This window comes from Aestuariivirga sp. (assembly GCF_046294715.1).
In the GTDB taxonomy this organism is placed as follows: Bacteria; Pseudomonadota; Alphaproteobacteria; order Rhizobiales; family Aestuariivirgaceae; genus Aestuariivirga.
On sequence record NZ_JBKBKI010000004.1, the window covers coordinates 48,060 to 61,570 of the forward strand.

Below are 13,511 nucleotides of genomic sequence, written 5' to 3' on the forward strand. Positions count from 1 at the left end.
CGTTCCGAATGAAAGCGCCGCGCATGACCGCCCACACCGCCATCCGCCACAACGCCCTCCTGGGCAAGCCCGTCGCCGAGGAGATCACCCGCAGCGTCGCGCAAGGGGTGAAGGAACTCGCAGGCCAGGGCTGGCCGGTGAAGCTCGTGTCGATCACCATCGGCGACGTTCCCGCCGTCAGCCTCTATGTGCGCAACCAGGCCAGGGGTGCCGAGAAGGCGGGCATCTTGTTCGAGGAGCGCAATCTTCCTTCCACCGTTTCCCGCGTCGAGATGCTGGGGCTCCTTCAGGCGCTCAACACCGACCCGCGCGTCACCGGCGTCATCATCCAGAGGCCGGTGCCCAGCCATCTCGACATCCGGGAGCTGCAGACGGCGGTGCATCCCCTGAAAGACGTCGAGGGCATGCATCCTGCCTCGATCGGCAACATCGTCTACCGCGACACCTCGCTCGCGCCCTGCACGGCGGCGGCCTCGGTCGAACTCCTGAAGCGCACGGGGCTCAGGCTGGAAGGGCTCGAGGTGGTTGTGATCGGGCACTCGGAAATCGTCGGCAAGCCGATCGCCTTCCTGCTCATGGCGGAGGGCGCCACCGTCACCGTCTGCCATCACATGACGCGCAACCTCGCCGTCCACTCGCGCGCGGCTGATGCGATCTTCGTGGCGGTGGGCAAGCCGCGCTTCATCACGCCGAACATGATCAAGCCCGGCGCGGCGGTGATCGACATCGGCATCAACCAGATCGAGGAGGGCGGCCGCCACATCACGGTGGGCGACGTCGATTACGAGGCCTGTGCGGAAACCGCGGGCTGGATCACGCCCGTTCCAGGCGGCGTCGGGCCCGTCACCGTGTCGATCCTGATGCGCAACGCGCTGACAGCCGCGCAGGCGCAGAAGCGCTATTACGACCAGGTGTTCGGCGGAAAGTCCGAAAGTCTCGTCAACGTGGCGCCCGCCGAATGATCACGCGCGAGGCCATCACGCGGGCCGCGCAGCGGATCGGCCCCCATGTCCGGCGCACGCCGGTGGTCGAGGTGGCGGTCGAGGGGGTAGCGCTTCCCGTCACGCTCAAGCTCGAGCTCCTGCAGCATTCGGGAAGCTTCAAGGCGCGCGGCGCCTTCAACACGCTGCTCGGGGCGGAAGTCGGTGCTGCGGGCGTCGCCACGGCATCCGGCGGCAATCACGGCGCGGCGGTCGCCTTTGCCGCCCGCCAGCTCGGGCACAGGGCGAAGATCTTCGTTCCCGAAATCGCCTCGCCTGCCAAGGTGGCGCGCATCGCCTCCTATGGCGCGGAGATCGTGCAGAAAGGGGCGAATTACAGCGAAGCGCTGGCGCTCTGCGAAGCCCATATCGCGGAGACCAGCGCCACCGGCGTTCACGCCTATGACGCCGAGGCGACGCTCGAAGGCCAGGGCACGCTCGCACGCGAACTCGAGGACCAGGCCCCCGGGCTCGACACGCTGCTCGTCGCGGTGGGGGGCGGCGGGCTCATCGGCGGCATCGCGGCGTGGTACCAGTCGGGCGTCAGGCTCGTCGGTGTCGAGCCCTTCTCCTGCAACACGCTCCACGCTTCCCTGGCGGCGGGCGAGCGCGTGCCCGTGAAGACCTCGGGCCTTGCCGCCGATTCGCTCGGCGCCACCACGGTGGGCCGGCTGATGTTCGAGATCGCGAAGGACCACGTCTCCGGCGTGGCGCTCGTCTCCGACGACGACATTCGCGCCGCGCAGCGCAAGCTGTGGCAGGAAACGCAGCTCGTCACCGAACCCGGCGGCGCTGCCGCTTTCGCCGCCCTTCTCTCCGGCGCCTACCGGCCCGAGAAGGACGAGCGCGTGGGCGTCGTCGTCTGCGGCGCCAACACCTCGATGGAAGCCTTCGGCCAGCTCTTCACGTGAGTTTCAGCACGGCCTCGGCCGCATCCTCCCCGGCGATCACCGCGCCCTCGAACCAGCCCGCCTGGTCCCTCGCGTAATCGGAGGAGGCGAAGGCGATCCGGCTCTCGGGCTGCCAGTTCGCGGCATCGAGCCCCGCCTCGTGCCCGGCGAGGGCGGAGACCCAGGTACCGCGCGCGAAGGGATCATCCACCCAGTCGTGCCAGTCGTGGGCAAGCACGCGCGCATTGGGGAAGAGCTTCCCGGCTTGCCCCTTCACCCATTGCGGGTCGGCGGGGCGGTTGCCATCCCGCGTCAGCCCGAAGGCCACCACGAGGGTTGAGCCGTCCTCGTCCAGCCTTTCGGCGAAGGCGAATTCGATGCCGTTGCCGTCGCCCGTCACCAGCGTGCCCACCGGAACGCCCTGCATCCTGATCCACAGCTTGAAGGCGCGCCCGCCGTGGCCGCGCGCGATCGCCTCGCGCTTTGGCGCGGAGAGTTCCGGCGCGAAGTGCAGGGCCCGCAGCTGGTTGATGCCGAGCGCCAGCACGCAGGCGCTCGCGCGGTGCCTGGCCTCGCCTGCGGTAAGCTCCACGCCGGCACCGGTGGAGGCCACCTGCTCTACCGGGGCGGAGAGAACGAGCTCCGCGCCGGATGCCGCGATCATGCGCTGCGCGAGAACGCCCATGCCGGGCACCACCGTGTCGCTCCAGAAATTGATCATGCCCTCGGCGAGGCCATTGTCATAGGAACAGCTCGCGAGGAATTCGGAGGCCGCCACCTCCGCGTGATCGCCGCTCCCCGACACGGTCCACCAGGCGGAGAAGAGATCGCGCGTCGGTTTCGGGCAGGAGAGGCGGTCGAGGTAGGCCGCGAAGGAGATGCCGGTCAGCGCCTCGCCCCTCTCGTTCTCCGCCATCCCCTTCTTGAGCAGGATCGCGTCCGCCGCCACCCGGGCGATGGCGCGCTCATGCGCCGTCACCTCATCGGGTGCGGCGGCGCCGTCGGCGTGCAGCGCGCCGCCGCGCAGCCACAGGCGGTTGGTGACGGGGTGGCGCGGCCGCAGCGAGAGGCCGTGTTCCGCCACCAGCGCGCGCAGCCTCCCGTGCCAGGGCGTGATCCACGCCCCGCCGAACTCGAGCTCCTGTCCATCGCCCGCGAAGGGCTTCAGATAGCCGCGCCCTCCGCAGCGCGGCCGCGCCTCGATCAGCCTCACGCGCTTCCCGGCCCGAGCCAGCTTCAGCGCGGCGGCCGCGCCCGCGAGCCCCGCACCCACCACGATCACGTCTGTTTCGCTCATGGCCCAAGGCTAGCACGCGGCACTTCACCACAACAATCTTCCGCGCGTCACCTGCATGCGCACCTGCTCGCGCGAGAGGCGGAGCTCGTCCTTCAGCCGCTGCAGCTCGCGCGGGTCTTCCGGCGGCGCGTGCCGCTTCCTCCCGGCGTTCAGTTTCCTCGCTGCGGCCCTGGCATTCTCGAGGCCGAGGAACAGCAGGTCGAATTTGAGAGAGAACATGCGTTTCTCCATCGCGAAGACATGGGGGTGCCCATGCGCGTGACATCGTCATGCCGGGTGGCGCGCATGAGCATGCGCGGCAAGGGCCGGCGGTTCTGGTCAGTGATGAAATGAAAGCGCCCGAAGCGCGAAACTTACGCTATCCGCCCGAGGCCCGAGCCCCGAAAGCGGCCCGGAGTTCAGCAGCGCGTAAAACGGTTCTCCATGGCTGACTCCTCCTGATGTTTGCGTGAGCCGTTCGTCTAGCAGCGATTCGCAATGTGTGGAAGTGCGCGCGCGGAATTCGCCGCGGCTGTTGCAGCAGCGTCACAGGTCATCGCGCGAACAGCGCCACGATCTCCACATGCGAGGACCATTTGAACTGGTCGACGGCGGTGAGGCGCTGCAGCGCGTAACCGCCCTTGACCAGGATCTCCGCATCGCGGGCGAATGTTCCCGCATCGCAGGAGACGGCCACCACCGTCTTCACCTGCGAGCGCGCCAGTTGCCGCGCCTGCGCCTCCGCCCCGGCGCGCGGCGGATCGAAGACAACCGCCTCGAGATGCTTCATCTCGTTCGGCACCAGCGGCTCGCGGAAGAGATCGCGCACGGTTGCGGTGAGCGGTTTCAGGCCGGCGGTCGACTTCGCCGCCGCAGCGAGTGCCGCGATCGCCGCGCGGTCACTGTCATGGGCCTCGACCTTCGCCCGCCCGGCGAGGCGGATCGTGAAGGGGCCGATGCCGCAGAAGAGATCGGCCACGCTCTTCGCCCTGCCGACATCCTCGACGACGAGCCGGGCAAGCGTTTCCTCGCCCAGTGCCGTCGCCTGCAGGAAGCCTCCCGGGGGCAGCGCCACCTCGGCGCGGCCAACGGCCACGCGCGGCTGAACGGCGGTGGCGATCACCTCGCCGTTCACCGAAAGCCGGGCCAGGCGCAGTTCCGTGACGAGTGACGCCAGATGCGCGTGCTCCTTCTCGAAGAGCTTGCGCCCGGCCTTCACGCTGGCGTCGAGGCCGGTCAGCGTGGCGGTCAGCGCCACGTCGCAGTCACCGAGGCGGCCGCCGATGGCGCGGCCGATGTCGAAGGCCGGTGCAAGAGCGGGCTCCAATATGGGGCAGCGGTCGATGTCCAGGAGGTCGTGGCTTCTCGGCGCCATGTAGCCCGCCGTCACGTCGCTTCCCTTCCGCCGCACGTGCAGGCTCACGCGGCGGCGGCCCGCGCCATGGGCATCGACGATCTCCGGCGCGGCAACGGCGATGCCGCGCTGGGCGAGGGACTCCGCCACCAGTGCCGCCTTCCACGCGCGGTAGGGCTCCTCGCGCCAGTGCTGCAGCTGGCAGCCGCCGCAGCGGCCATAATGCTTGCAGAAGGGGGCGATGCGGTCCGGCGAGGCGCGCTCCATCGCCGCGAGCGTGAGCCGTTCGCCCTCGCCGCTGGCCCTGACCTCTTCCCCGGGCAGCGTTCCCGGCACGAACAGCGCGCGGCCAGCGTGATGGGCCACGCCTTCGCCGCGGCGACCCATCCCGTCGATGCGCAAGGCGATCTCAGACATGGAACTCGAGCGGCGGATAGGCGATGGCGACGCCATGCCCGGAGGAGACCGCGATCCTGACCGGGCCGAGCGCAACGTTGGAGAGCGTCAGCGTCGAGCCGAGCGGCACGCTGCGCTTCAGGAGCGGCCACTTGACGCCTGCAAGGTCGAGGCCCTCGAGATCGGAAAAGGGAATGATGCTGAGCCGCGTCTCCGGCGGCAGCGCCACCTCCATGCTTCCGGGGATGACGGGCCAGGCCTCTTCGATTCCGCTGGAGAGGAGGCAGGCGAGCCCCTTGCGGGCGATCTCGATGCTCTGGCCGAGAAGGCCCGCGGTGTGGTCCGTCTGACCGCCGAGGCCGCCGAGCAGGACGATCTCGGTCGCGCCGCGGCGGATGGCCTCCGCAACCGCGATGGCGCCGTCGGTTGCATCCTTCTCGGCGGGGAAGCTCTCGCGCGGCACGTCGCGGTATTGCATGGTGAGTTCGGAGCCGGCGGAATCGAAATCGCCCACCCAGAGTTCGGGCATGAGGCCGAGGGTGGCGGCATGCATCATGCCGCTGTCGGCGGCGATCACGCGGGCGCCCCTGATCTGGGCCCTGAGGCGGGCGGTCACCGTGAGGTCGCCGCCAAGGAGGATTGCAAATCGGGTCATCGGCGAGGCTTCTAGCAAATGCGCCTTGCCAGCGCACGCCCGAAGCCCTAGCTTTCGCCATGCTCTCAACGGGGTGCCGCGCTAGGCGGCTGAGACGGGGACATTCCCCGGACCCGCTGAACCTGATCCGGATCATGCCGGCGGAGGGATTGCGGGCGGATGTTCTCCCAGAACGTCCAAACCTCCATCCAACGGCGAATGGAGGTACGATGAAGAAGACACTCACTGCCCTGTTCGCGCTTCTTGGCCTTGCGGTTCCCGCCGCAGCGCAGGAGACGCTCACCGTCTACACCTATGACAGCTTCGTCTCCGAATGGGGCCCCGGCCCCAAGGTGAAGGAGGCCTTCGAGAAGGAGTGCGGCTGCACGCTCGAATGGGTGGCGCCTGGCGACGGCGTCGCCATGCTGAACCGCCTCAAGCTCGAAGGCAGGAACACCAAGGCCGACGTGGTGCTCGGCCTCGACACCAACCTCACGGCGGAAGCGGAGGCCACGGGCCTCTTCGGCAAGCACGGGCTGGACGTGGGCCTTGCGAAGACACCCATTCCGTGGGCGGACGAAACCTTCATGCCCTTCGACTATGCGCATTTCGCCGTGGTCTACGACAGCGAGACGATGAAGCAGCCGCCGAAGTCGCTCGACGAACTGGTGAACGGCGATCCGGCTCAGAAGATCGTGCTGCAGGATCCGCGTTCCTCCACGCCGGGCCTCGGCTTCCTCCTGTGGATGAAGAGCGTCTATGGCGAGAAGGCGGCGGAGGCCTGGAAGAAGCTCCAGCCCCGCATCCTCACGGTCACGCCGGGCTGGTCGGAGGCCTATGCGCTCTTCACCAAGGGCGAGGCGCCGATGGTGCTCTCCTACACCACCTCGCCCGCCTACCACGTGATCGCTGAAAACAGCACGCGCTACAAGGCGGCCTCCTTCACGGAAGGCCATTACCTGCAGGTCGAGGTCGCGGGGCTGATCGAGAACAGCCCCGAGAAGGAGCTGGCGAAGAAGTTCCTCGCCTTCATGATGGGCCCGGGCTTCCAGGACCAGATCCCCACCAGCAACTGGATGTTCCCCGCAGGCCAGACCTCCGCGTCGCTGCCGCCCGCCTTCGGCGAGCTGGTGCAACCGGTGAAGACGCTGCTCTTCACGCCGGAGGAGGTGGAGAAGAACCGCCGCGCCTGGATCGACGAGTGGCTGAACGCCACGGCGAAGTGACAGGCTACCGGCCATCGCGGGCGCCGGCCTTTGCGGCGCTCGCCTTCCTCCTCCTCGCGCTGGCGGCGGGCTTCCTGCCCGTGCTGCGGCTGGGCCTCGCGCAGGGCCTCCAGGGGCTCGACCCCTATGTGATCCGTGTGCTGAGCTTCACCCTGCTGCAGGCGGGGCTCTCGACGCTCATCTCGGTGGGGCTCGGGCTGCCGCTCGCGCGGGCGCTGGCGAGAAGGCCCTCCTTCTTCGGGCGCGGGCTCATCCTCAGGCTTCTCAACCTGCCGCTGGCGCTGCCGTCGATCGTGGTCATCATCGGCATCATCGAGGTCTATGGGGCGAGAGGCTGGCTCGGCGGGTTCTTCGACATCTACGGGCTCCAGGGCATCCTGCTCGCGCACGTGTTCTTCAACGTGCCGCTCGCCGCCAGGCTCCTCCTCTCCGACCTCGAGCGCATCCCGCCCGAGAGCTGGAAGCTCGGCGCGCAGCTGGGCTTCCGTCCGCGGGACTACTGGCGGCGCCTCGAATGGCCCACACTCCGGGCCGGGGTGCCCGGCGTGGCGCTCCTCATCTTCCTGCTCTGCGCCGCCAGCTTCGCCGTGGTGCTGACGCTCGGCGGCGGCCCTCGCGCCACCACGCTCGAGGTGGCGATCTACCAATCGCTCCGGGCCGATTTCGATCCGCAGCGCGCCTCCATGCTGGCCTTCGTGCAGCTCCTGCTGTGCGGCGGGCTGGCGCTGCTCGCCCAGCGATGGGGCGGGCTGGCGCAGGGCTGGCCGGTGCTCCGCATCTCGCCCCGGCGCTATGACGGGCGCTCGGGCCCCTCGCGCCTCCTCGATGCGGGCATCGTCCTCCTCGCGCTCCTGCTGCTGCTGCCGCCGCTCGCGGCACTGGTGAGCGCGGGGGTCATGCGCGTCTCTCCATCCCCCGTGCTGCTCCGCGCCCTGTTGACGAGCCTCGGCCTCGGCGCGGCGAGCGCGATCCTCGCCTTCGCGCTGGTCTGGGCGCTGGCCGTTCTCGCCGTGAGGAGCGGGGCGTGGCGCAGGATCACCGCGCTTGCCGTCCTCACCTCGTGGATCGTGCCGCCTGCTGCCCTCGCCACCGGCTGGTTCGTGACGCTCATCGCCCATGCGGGCGTCGCCGGCCTTTCGGCCTTCCTGGTGATCGCCATGAATGCGATGATGTCGCTGCCCTTCGTCGCCAGGGTGCTGCTCCCCGCACTTTCCCGCTCCGCCGAATCCCATGACAGGCTGTGCCTCGGCCTCGGCATCGCGGGCTGGAACCGCTTCCGCCTCGTCGAGCTTCCCGCCATGAAGCGGGCGATCGGGCTTGCGCTCGTCCTGGCGCTCATCCTTTCGCTCGGCGACTTGACGGCGATCTCGCTCTTCGGCACGCAGGACTTCATGACGCTCCCCTCCTTGATCTACCGCCAGATGGGAAGCTACCGCTTCGACGAGGCGATCGGCACCGCATTGGTGCTGAGTGCTATCGTGCTCGTCTTCTCCTCGCTTGCCGAGCGCTGGGGGGCGGCGCGATGATCCGGCTCGAAGCGGTCTCCTTCCGCTACGAGGAGATGAAGATGCTGTTCGACGCCAGCTTCCCGAAGGCCTCCATCACGGCGGTGATAGGGCCCTCGGGCGGCGGCAAGTCCACACTTCTCAATCTCATCGCCGGTTTCGAGCAGCCGCTCTCCGGCCGGGTGCTGATCGCGGGCGAGGACGTCACTGAGCTGCCGCCGGACAGGCGGCCCGTCAGCATGATCTTCCAGGACAACAACGTCTTCGCGCATCTCGACCTGCGCACCAACGTGGCGCTCGGGATATCGCCCGGCGCGAGGCTCGATCGGGCGCAGGAGAAGCGCGTCGAGCAGGCGCTGGCGGAGGTCGGGCTTTCAGCGCTCGCCCACCGCAAGCCGGGCGAGGTCTCGGGCGGCGAGCGCCAGCGCGTCGCCGTGGCCCGTGCGCTGGTGCGCGACAGGCCGGTGCTGCTGCTGGACGAGCCCTTCGCCGCGCTGGGTCCCGCGCAGCGCCGCGACATGCTCGATCTCCTCCGCGCCATGCAGCAGGCGAGGGGCCTCACCGTGCTCATGGTCACGCACCAGCCGGAGGATGCCGAATATGCCGCGAGCCACACGGCCTATCTCGAGAACGGCCGCGTCGCGGCGCTCCGGCCCACGGCGGAACTCTTCGCCGCCGCGGACATCCCCGGCCTCGCGGCCTATCTGGGGGACTGGAGAAGCAAGCCCCTTTGAGGTAGGAGCCCTTCTCGCATGAGCAGGATCCTCCTTCACCTTCGCGGCATCGGCCTCACCTTCGGCGGCAGGCCCATTCTCGAGAACGCCGAGCTCGCGGTGGCCGAGGGCGAGCGCGTGGCGCTGGTCGGCCGCAACGGCTCGGGCAAGTCCACCCTCCTCAAGATCGCCGCGGGCATGATCGAGGCCGACGCGGGCGAGCGCTGGCTGCAGCCGGGCACGACGATCCGCTACCTGCCGCAGGAACCGGATCTTTCGGCCCATGCCACGGTGCTCGACTATGTCGGGGCGGGGCTGGGGCCGGCGGACGATCCGCACCGCTGCGCCTATCTCCTGCGCGAGCTCGGCCTTTCGGGCGATGAGGATCCGAGACGGCTCTCCGGCGGCGAGATCCGCCGCGCCGCGATCGCCCGCACGCTCGCGCCGGCGCCCGACATCCTGCTCCTCGACGAGCCCACCAACCACCTCGATCTTCCCGCCATCGAATGGCTCGAGGCCGAGCTCGCCTCGCTCCGCTCCGCCTTCGTGCTGATCAGCCATGACAGGCGCTTTCTCGAGCGGCTTTCGAACCGCACCGTGTGGCTCGACCGCGGCATGTCGCGGCGGCTCGAGCGCGGCTTCGCCGATTTCGAGAGCTGGCGCGACGAGGTGCTGGCGAAGGAGGAGGCCGAGCAGCAGCTCCTCGCCAAGCGCATCGAGCAGGAAGAGCACTGGATGCGCTACGGCGTCACGGCGCGGCGCAAGCGCAACATGCGCCGCGTCGAACTTCTCGCCAGCCTGAGGAAGGAGCGGAAGGACCATGTGGGCCAGCAGGGTGCCGTGCGCATGGCGGCCTCGGCGGGCGATCTCTCGGGCAAGCTGGTGGCGGAGGCGAAGGGGGTCTCCAAGAGCTTCGGCCAGAGACCCATCGTCGCCAATCTCGATCTCCTCGTCATGCGCGGCGACAGGCTGGGGATCGTGGGTCCGAACGGGGCGGGCAAGACCACGCTCGTCAAGCTCCTCACCGGCGAGATCTTGCCCGATGCCGGAACGATTCGGCTCGGAACCAATCTCCAGCCCGTAACGCTCGACCAGAGCCGGCAGAGCCTCGATCCCGCAGCGACGCTCGCCGACGTCATCACCGACGGGCGCGGCTCCTCGGTCACGGTCAATGGCGAGACGAAGCACGTGGTCAGCTACATGAAGGACTTCCTGTTCCCGCCGGAGAAGGCGCGCACCCCGGTCGGCGTGCTCTCGGGCGGCGAGCGCGGGCGGCTCATCCTGGCGCGCGAACTCGCCAGGCCCTCGAACCTCCTTGTCCTCGACGAGCCCACCAACGACCTCGATCTCGAGACGCTGGACATGCTGCAGGAGATGCTGGCCGACTACCAGGGCACCATCCTGCTCGTCAGCCATGACCGCGACTTCCTCGACCGTGTCGCCACCTCCGTGCTGATGGCCGATGGCGATGGGAAGTGGACGGAATATGCCGGCGGCTATTCCGACATGCTGGCGCAGCGCGGCCAGGGGGTGCAGGCGCGGAAGGTGAAGGCCGATGTACCCCGGAGTTCAGCGCCCGCGCGCAAGCCGGAGGCCCCGGCCGCGCCGCGCAAGCTGACCTTCAAGGAGAAGCATGCGCTCGAAACCCTGCCCGCGGCCATGAAGAAGCTCGAGGACGAGATCGGCACGCTGGAGGCGCGGCTCGCCGATCCCTCCTTCTTCTCGCGCGATCCGAGGGGCTTCGATTCGGCTGCAGCACGGCTTTCCTCCGCCCGCGAGGAACTGGCGAAGGCGGAAGAACAGTGGCTCGAACTCGAAATGAAGCGCGAGGCGCTGGAGGGCTAGAGCCGGAACGAAGTCAGGCGAGCTCACCCTCGCTTTTCATCTTTCCGTCACCGGGGGCGAGAGGCCGGGGTCCAGCTTTTGGCAACTGACTGTTTGACGCATGAGCCGGAGTCCGGCCGTCGCCGGAATGACGTCATGAAGCGGGAGCCGCCGCGGTTCCATCACAGCTCACTCCGCTCTTGGCTACCAGCCGCTGCCGCCGCCCCCGCCGCCGCCGCCGCCCGAGGAGCCGCCGCCGCCGAGCCCCGAACTTCGCCCCGGGGGCGAGGCGGAGGAAGCCGCCACCGTCGCGGCGAGGCTGCGGCCGAGGCTTTCGGTGAAGCGGCCGCTGCGCCCTGCGTCCCAGCGGCGGCCGGAATACCAGGCAGGCCCCGCGGCGCCCGCGGCCGCCGCGGCGGCGAGCACGGCGGCGAACTTGGCGTTCCATTCGTTCTCGCAGTCGAGCGCCAGGGCATAGGGCAGGTAGCGCTCGAAAAGCTCCGGCGTCTTCTCCGGCGGATGCAGCACCTTGAGGCGTTCCTCCTCGGCGGTCGCCAGATAGAGGCGGAAGCCCTCGATCTGGTCGAGGAGGCGGCGGCCCGTCTCGGTCGGGGCGCGCAGCAGGTGATAGAAGACCACGTTGATCAGCCCCAGCAGCACCGCCGTTCCCACCAGCATGTAGAGGCCGGGAGAGCCGCCGCCCTCGGAGAGGAAGAGGGCAGGGGCCATGAGGCCGGCGCCCACGAAGGGAATGAGGAAGACGAGCCCGAACAGCGAGGAGATCTTCCGCCAGATGCCGGGTGCGGAGGCAACGCCCTTGAAGGAGGCCCATCCCACGCCGAGGATCGCCCCCCACCAGATCGTCGTCCAGATCATCGCGAAGAGGCCCGTGAGGCCATCCTCCGGCGGAAGCAGCACGGCAGCCACGATCAGGCAGAGAATGGAGATCGCGAGCCCGCCCGCGAACCAGCGCAGATTGCGCAGGAACACGGTGCCGTCATGCTCGCCCTTGAGCGACCGGTCGAGCGCCTGGCGCGCCGAGCGGACGGTGGCGTTGCTTGCCTGCTTCAGGTGCAGGTTGCCGGAGGGGAGCGCGCCGAGGAGTGCGGCCTCCGAGGCGGTGAGCGGCTGCGCCCTCTCCGGCTTCGCCAGCTTGGTGACGGTGAAGCTGTCCTCCTCGTCGCTGATCCTGATCCGGCCCTTCACCGCCAGCCCGACGAGTGCCGCGGCGAAGCCCTTGTCGTCCGCGCCGTAGCGCCAGACGTAGCGAACGCCGGCGGGTCCCAGTCCCTTGGGCGGCGCGAAGAGGGGAATGATGGTGCCCTTGGCGGGATCCCGCCCGACGCGGTTCCAGGCATAGAGGAAATAACCGCCCGAAACGAAAAGCCCCAGCGCCAGCGCGAAGAGCCCGGCATTGTCGGAGAGCCACCACGCCCATTTCTCGCCCTCTGTCGGCGGCGCGACGATGCCCTTCTGCCAGCCCACCGCCACCGTGAAGCCCTCATAGGGCGCGAGCCGCCGCGTGGTCTCCGCCGCATAGCGGCTGCCGTTCGCTTCCAGCACCCGGGCATCGCTCGCCGTGCTCCCCTGCGGGCCGGTATATTCGTCATGGCCCGAAATGACCGCACCCTCAGGCAGGCGGATCTCGACGCGGGCCGCGGCCATGGGCAGGCTCCAGCCATTGCCGGTGACGTTCCAGTAGAGCTCGTCATGCTCGGCGAAGAAGCCGATCTGCCGCGTCGTGCGGTAGGTGATCTCGTAGCGGTGGGCGCCCGTCTGGAGGAACACGTCCTTGTCGCCGATGCGGATGCGCGTGCCGTTGGAGATCGCCTCCAGCGCATAGGGCTCCTCGCGCCCGTCGCGCCTGACGCCCAGCACCTCGAAGCCCACGACCACGCGCTGGCCGTTGCGGTCCCTGTAGGTGGTGGGGAAGTCGCGCAGGATGCCGCGCTTGATCTCGTCTCCCTCCGCCACCACCGTGATCGTCTCGCGCACGGTGAGCGAGGCGTCGGCATTGACCGTCACGTCGCTCAGGAAGTTCTGGATCTGCTCCTCGGCGCGTGCCGGCAGGAGGAGGGCCAGCAGCAGCGTGAAGGCGAGGAGGAGGCGCATCAGCGTGTCTTGAAATCCACCTTCGGCACCTCGCGCGCCGCGGCGTCGCCGATCTCGAAGAATTCCGCCTTCCGGAAGCTGAACTGATTGGCGATCACGTTGGTGGGAAAGCTCTCGATCATGGTGTTGAGGTTCCTGACCGAGCCGTTGTAGTAGCGCCGCGACAGCTGGATCTCGTCCTCGATGTGCGAGAGCTTGTCCTGCAGGTCGCGGAAATTGGCGTCCGCCTTCAGCTCCGGATAGGCCTCGGCGATGGCGAAGAGGCGGCCGAGTGCCGCGGTCATCGCCTGCCCCACGGCGGACTGCTCGGCCACCGTGCCGCCCGCGATCGACTTCGCCCTCAGCTCGGCGATGTCGCGGAACAGCTTCTCCTCGTGGCTCGCATAGCCCTTCACCGTCTCGATCAGGTTGGGGATGAGGTCGGCGCGGCGGCGCAGCTGCACGTCGATGCCGCTCCAGCCCTCCTCAACCAGGTTCTTGTTGCGGACCAGCGCGTTGTAGGCCCAGACGAGATAGCCGCCGATGAGGACGATGAGTCCCAGAAGACCGTAGCCGAACATGCGCTGTGCTCCCTTTCCCCGTGCAAGCGAATATGAGGCTT

12 protein-coding genes and 1 riboswitch are annotated in these 13,511 nt (G+C 68.9%); of the genes, 6 read left to right on the forward strand and 6 right to left on the reverse strand.

The window, feature by feature from the left end; genetic code table 11:
• Positions 1-23 precede the first annotated feature (23 nt).
• Together ACK4HL_RS04245 and ACK4HL_RS04250 are read left to right on the forward strand one after the other, a co-directional pair.
• On the forward strand, positions 24-962 hold the full coding sequence (locus ACK4HL_RS04245) for a bifunctional 5,10-methylenetetrahydrofolate dehydrogenase/5,10-methenyltetrahydrofolate cyclohydrolase (protein ID WP_409756799.1): 939 nt from the start codon (positions 24-26) through the stop codon (positions 960-962).
• Positions 959-1,891, forward strand: a complete 933-nt coding sequence (locus ACK4HL_RS04250) for a threonine/serine dehydratase (protein WP_409756800.1) — start codon at positions 959-961, stop codon at positions 1,889-1,891. Before ACK4HL_RS04245 ends, ACK4HL_RS04250 begins: the two co-directional genes overlap by 4 nt.
• On the opposite strand, the gene ACK4HL_RS04255 is transcribed toward ACK4HL_RS04250, so the two are convergent.
• The 4 genes from ACK4HL_RS04255 to ACK4HL_RS04270 all read right to left on the reverse strand — a co-directional run bounded on the left by ACK4HL_RS04255 (position 1,884) and on the right by ACK4HL_RS04270 (position 5,551).
• Positions 1,884-3,167 carry a flavin monoamine oxidase family protein gene (locus ACK4HL_RS04255; protein WP_409756801.1) on the reverse strand — a complete coding sequence of 428 codons (1,284 nt, stop codon included), beginning with the start codon at positions 3,165-3,167 and terminating at the stop codon, positions 1,884-1,886. The genes ACK4HL_RS04250 and ACK4HL_RS04255 overlap by 8 nt on opposite strands.
• Before the next feature lie 24 nt (positions 3,168-3,191).
• Positions 3,192-3,386, reverse strand: a complete 195-nt coding sequence (locus ACK4HL_RS04260) for a hypothetical protein (protein WP_409756802.1) — start codon at positions 3,384-3,386, stop codon at positions 3,192-3,194.
• Positions 3,387-3,699: 313 nt separating this feature from the next.
• On the reverse strand, positions 3,700-4,917 hold the full coding sequence (locus tag ACK4HL_RS04265; protein WP_409756803.1) for a class I SAM-dependent RNA methyltransferase: 1,218 nt from the start codon (positions 4,915-4,917) through the stop codon (positions 3,700-3,702).
• Positions 4,910-5,551, reverse strand: a complete 642-nt coding sequence (locus ACK4HL_RS04270; protein WP_409756804.1) for a thiamine diphosphokinase — start codon at positions 5,549-5,551, stop codon at positions 4,910-4,912. The genes ACK4HL_RS04265 and ACK4HL_RS04270 overlap by 8 nt, the downstream gene beginning before the upstream one ends.
• A 59-nt stretch (positions 5,552-5,610) precedes the next feature.
• Positions 5,611-5,717: riboswitch (TPP riboswitch) on the forward strand.
• Positions 5,718-5,760: 43 nt separating this feature from the next.
• On the opposite strand from ACK4HL_RS04270, the gene thiB reads away from it, so the two are divergent.
• From thiB to ACK4HL_RS04290, 4 genes are read left to right on the forward strand one after another with little or no spacing between them, the layout of a single operon-like run.
• Positions 5,761-6,756, forward strand: coding sequence for a thiamine ABC transporter substrate binding subunit (thiB, locus tag ACK4HL_RS04275; RefSeq protein ID WP_409756805.1), 996 nt, complete (start codon positions 5,761-5,763; stop codon positions 6,754-6,756).
• Entirely contained in the window at positions 6,732-8,282 is a 1,551-nt protein-coding gene (locus ACK4HL_RS04280) for an ABC transporter permease subunit (protein ID WP_409756806.1), read from the forward strand. The genes thiB and ACK4HL_RS04280 overlap by 25 nt, the downstream gene beginning before the upstream one ends.
• Complete coding sequence (gene thiQ / locus ACK4HL_RS04285; RefSeq protein ID WP_409756807.1) at positions 8,279-8,995, forward strand: thiamine ABC transporter ATP-binding protein; 717 nt, start codon at positions 8,279-8,281, stop codon at positions 8,993-8,995. Before ACK4HL_RS04280 ends, thiQ begins: the two co-directional genes overlap by 4 nt.
• An 18-nt stretch (positions 8,996-9,013) precedes the next feature.
• Entirely contained in the window at positions 9,014-10,819 is a 1,806-nt protein-coding gene (locus ACK4HL_RS04290) for an ABC-F family ATP-binding cassette domain-containing protein (protein WP_409756808.1), read from the forward strand.
• Between the two features lie 183 nt (positions 10,820-11,002).
• Here the strand turns inward: ACK4HL_RS04290 and ACK4HL_RS04295 are convergent, their stop codons facing one another.
• Both ACK4HL_RS04295 and ACK4HL_RS04300 read right to left on the reverse strand, forming a co-directional pair.
• Positions 11,003-12,910, reverse strand: a complete 1,908-nt coding sequence (locus ACK4HL_RS04295; RefSeq protein ID WP_409756809.1) for a DUF2207 domain-containing protein — start codon at positions 12,908-12,910, stop codon at positions 11,003-11,005.
• On the reverse strand, positions 12,910-13,470 hold the full coding sequence (locus tag ACK4HL_RS04300; protein ID WP_409756810.1) for a LemA family protein: 561 nt from the start codon (positions 13,468-13,470) through the stop codon (positions 12,910-12,912). The genes ACK4HL_RS04295 and ACK4HL_RS04300 overlap by 1 nt, the downstream gene beginning before the upstream one ends.
• Positions 13,471-13,511 lie beyond the last annotated feature (41 nt).

What these genes read in the sequence shown, in the direction of transcription:
- ACK4HL_RS04245 (WP_409756799.1), top strand. Translation starts at nt 24, where the DNA reads ATGACCGCCCACACCGCCATCCGCCACAACGCCCTCCTGGGCAAGCCC.
- ACK4HL_RS04250 (WP_409756800.1), top strand. Translation starts at nt 959, where the DNA reads ATGATCACGCGCGAGGCCATCACGCGGGCCGCGCAGCGGATCGGCCCC.
- ACK4HL_RS04255 (WP_409756801.1), bottom strand. Translation starts at nt 3,167, where the DNA reads ATGAGCGAAACAGACGTGATCGTGGTGGGTGCGGGGCTCGCGGGCGCG.
- ACK4HL_RS04260 (WP_409756802.1), bottom strand. Translation starts at nt 3,386, where the DNA reads ATGTTCTCTCTCAAATTCGACCTGCTGTTCCTCGGCCTCGAGAATGCC.
- ACK4HL_RS04265 (WP_409756803.1), bottom strand. Translation starts at nt 4,917, where the DNA reads ATGTCTGAGATCGCCTTGCGCATCGACGGGATGGGTCGCCGCGGCGAA.
- ACK4HL_RS04270 (WP_409756804.1), bottom strand. Translation starts at nt 5,551, where the DNA reads ATGACCCGATTTGCAATCCTCCTTGGCGGCGACCTCACGGTGACCGCC.
- thiB (WP_409756805.1), top strand. Translation starts at nt 5,761, where the DNA reads ATGAAGAAGACACTCACTGCCCTGTTCGCGCTTCTTGGCCTTGCGGTT.
- thiQ (WP_409756807.1), top strand. Translation starts at nt 8,279, where the DNA reads ATGATCCGGCTCGAAGCGGTCTCCTTCCGCTACGAGGAGATGAAGATG.
- ACK4HL_RS04290 (WP_409756808.1), top strand. Translation starts at nt 9,014, where the DNA reads ATGAGCAGGATCCTCCTTCACCTTCGCGGCATCGGCCTCACCTTCGGC.
- ACK4HL_RS04295 (WP_409756809.1), bottom strand. Translation starts at nt 12,910, where the DNA reads ATGCGCCTCCTCCTCGCCTTCACGCTGCTGCTGGCCCTCCTCCTGCCG.
- ACK4HL_RS04300 (WP_409756810.1), bottom strand. Translation starts at nt 13,470, where the DNA reads ATGTTCGGCTACGGTCTTCTGGGACTCATCGTCCTCATCGGCGGCTAT.